3 protein-coding genes and 1 pseudogene are annotated in these 2,782 nt (G+C 69.6%); 1 reads left to right on the forward strand and 3 read right to left on the reverse strand.

Features of this window, described 5'->3' with window-relative positions:
* A pseudogene (locus AC1DU6_RS26095) lies at positions 1-286 on the forward strand (hypothetical protein); the annotation flags it as partial.
* Here the strand turns inward: AC1DU6_RS26095 and hpnE are convergent.
* The 3 genes from hpnE to AC1DU6_RS26110 all read right to left on the reverse strand — a co-directional run.
* Positions 214-1,503, reverse strand: coding sequence for a hydroxysqualene dehydroxylase HpnE (gene hpnE / locus AC1DU6_RS26100; protein WP_477860675.1), 1,290 nt, complete (start codon positions 1,501-1,503; stop codon positions 214-216). The pseudogene AC1DU6_RS26095 and the gene hpnE overlap by 73 nt on opposite strands.
* Complete coding sequence (gene hpnD, locus AC1DU6_RS26105; RefSeq protein ID WP_457349625.1) at positions 1,500-2,348, reverse strand: presqualene diphosphate synthase HpnD; 849 nt, start codon at positions 2,346-2,348, stop codon at positions 1,500-1,502. The genes hpnE and hpnD overlap by 4 nt, the downstream gene beginning before the upstream one ends.
* The coding region (locus tag AC1DU6_RS26110; RefSeq protein ID WP_477860676.1) for a squalene/phytoene synthase family protein at positions 2,345-2,782 on the reverse strand (438 nt) is incomplete at its 5' end. The genes hpnD and AC1DU6_RS26110, both read right to left, overlap by 4 nt.

Here is a 2,782-nt window from a genome sequence, read left to right on the forward strand (position 1 = left end):
GTCTGCGGGCGGCCTGCTCGACAAACCGCCGGCTGATGAGGGGCAAATGAACATCCTCGACTGGATCGACGCCGGCGCGACGGCCAGCTACGGCACGGTCAGCGAGCCCTGCAACCATCTGCAGAAGTTCCCGCACCCGCAGATGCTGATCCAGGCCTATGCCCAAGGGGTGAGCGCGCTGGAAGCCTATTGGCACAGCGTGGCGTGGACGGCTCAGGGCGTGTTTGTCGGCGAGCCGCTGGCGGCGCCTTTCGCCGCCATTCCAGCCTCCGCGCCAGCGCCCTGAGCGGCCGCCAGGCCTGCGCGCACGGCGCCTTCGAGCGTGGCGGGGTAGGGGCCGGCGATGTAGTCGCCGGCGGCCCACAAGCCCGGTGYGATGCGGGCCGATGCGCGCACCAGACCTGGCGTGCAGGCAAAGGTCGCCCGCTTCTCTGTCAGCACCTTGTCGATGACGGGTGGCGTGGCCCAGCTCAATTCCCGCTGCGCCTGCGCGAGCACGGCCTCTGCGCAGCCACCGCGCTCCACCCAGGCTGCCGCGCCGCTGACGACGAAGGCAAAGCGCCCGGCAGCGCCGCCGAGGGCGCCATGGTCGAAGACAAACTGGGCTGGCGCGTCTGGCCCCTCACGCAGCGCCAGCATGGGTGCGGGCAGGGCGCTGCCGGGGCTGCTCAGGTAGACGGTGATGATGGGCTCAAAGCCCAGTGCGCCAGCAGTCGCCGACCAGGCGGGTGCGATGTCAGCGGTCAGCCGAGCTGCCTCGACGCTGGTGCAGGCCAGCACGACTCCGTCGAAGGCTTCGCCATCGACACGCCAGCAGGGCTCGATCTTCTGCACCCGTGAGGCCAGACGCAGCCGCTCGCCCAGCCAAGCCGTCGCCGGCCCGGCAAGCAGTTCGGACAACGGTCGCCGTGGCAGGAGCAAGTCCGCACTGCCGGCGCCACTGAAGAGGGCGTCCTTCAGCACACGCAAGAAGACCTGGGCGCTGGCCTGGGGCGCCGGCGTGTTCAGCGCGGCCACGCACAGCGGCTCGATGAGATCGCGTTTGACTGCGGCCGGGAGGCGGGCGCACAGCTCGGCGACGCTCAGTCGCGTATCGCAACGGAAGCCTCGCGCCAGCCAGCCGCCCGCCGCGGTGAGCAGGCCCAGCCGCGCCGACAGCGGCCAGCCATGCTGCGCCAGCACGCCGCGCGCGAAGGCGATCAGTGGCGGGCCCGGCGGCAGTTGCAGGCCAGGCTCGCCCGGGTAAGGCAGGGCCAGCGGCAGGCGCTTCAGCACGGCGTTCGGGTCGATGCCCAGGCGGCGCATCAGCGCCAGGCTGTCGCGGTAGGCGCCGATAAGGATGTGCTGGCCGTTGTCGTACGGTGGCTCGCCCGCCACGCTGCGCGCGCGGCCGCCGAGCTGCGGCGCCATCTCGAAGACGGTGATGTCGTGGCCGGCATCGGCCAGCGCCACAGCCGCCGCAATGCCGGCCCAGCCGCCACCGACGATGGCGACGTGGCTCACCGCCCGCGCCAATTCGTTTTCATCGCGATCCAGAGCTTGCGCAGCGGCGTCAGCGCGATGCGCTGGTGCAGCACCTGGAAGTTCTCTCGCTCGATCTCCACGAGCAGGGCACGGTAGATGTTGGCCATCATCAGCCCAGGCTTCTGCGCGGCCCGGTCGACCTCGGGCAGCAGCGCCAGCGCCTCGTCGTAGAGCTGATGGGCGCGCTCGGCTTGGAACTTCATCAGCGCCGTGAAGCGGTCCGAATAGCCCCAGGGCTTGCTGCGCAGCAGGATCTCGCTGGCCTTGACGCCGAACTGCTGCAGCTCGTTCACCGGCAGGTAGATGCGGCCGCGCCGGGCATCGTCGCCGACGTCGCGGATGATGTTGGTCAGCTGCATCGCCAGGCCCAGCTTGTGGGCGTAGTCGACGGTCTGCGGCTGCGTGCGGCCGAAGATGCCGCTGGCGACTTCGCCGACGACGCCGGCCACCAGATGGCAGTAGCGCTGCAGTCCCGGAAAGTCGAGGTAGCGCGTTTGCTGCAGGTCCATTTCGCAGCCTTCGATGACGGCGTTGAGATGCTCCAACCGGATGTCATGGCTGGCCGTGTGCGGCATCAGCGCCTTCATGACCGGGTGGCTGGGCTGCCCGGCAAAGGCGCTGGCCACCTCCTTGCGCCACCAGGCCAGCTTGGTCGCCGCGACACCGGCGTCCTGCGTCTCATCGACGACATCGTCCACCTCGCGGCAGAACGCATAGAAGGCCGTGATCGCCGCCCGCCGCGGTGGCGGCAGGAACAGGAAGGCGTAATAGAAGCTCGAGCCGCTCGCGGCGGCTTTCTCTTGGACGTATTGTTCGGGGCTCATGGTGCGGCCCGCATTGTCAGGGCGCGCCACAGCAGCCGCGGCAAGTCCAGAACCCCCAGGGCAGGGCGGTGCACGAGGCTGTCGTGATGACGCGCCTCAATCTTGTCGAGGATGCGCAGGCCGCCCTGGACGACCAGGCGCAGTTCCCAGCCCGCGCGGCCGGGCAGCGCAAGGGCCAGCGGTGCACCCTCGAGCATCAGCGCGCGGGCCCAGGCGCAGAGGTCGGCGATCAAGGCGCGAGCGGCAGGGCTGTCACGGCAGGCGAGCACATCCTCGGCGCTGATGCCATGGCGGCTGAGGTCGGCCTGCGGCACATAGAGCCGGCCATTGGGTCCATCACGACTGAAGTCCTGCCAGAAGTTGATCAATTGCAKGGCGGAACAGATCGCGTCAGAGCGGCGCAGCGACACGGCGTTGTTCACGCCATACAGGCC

This window comes from Roseateles sp. P5_B10 (assembly GCF_056400485.1).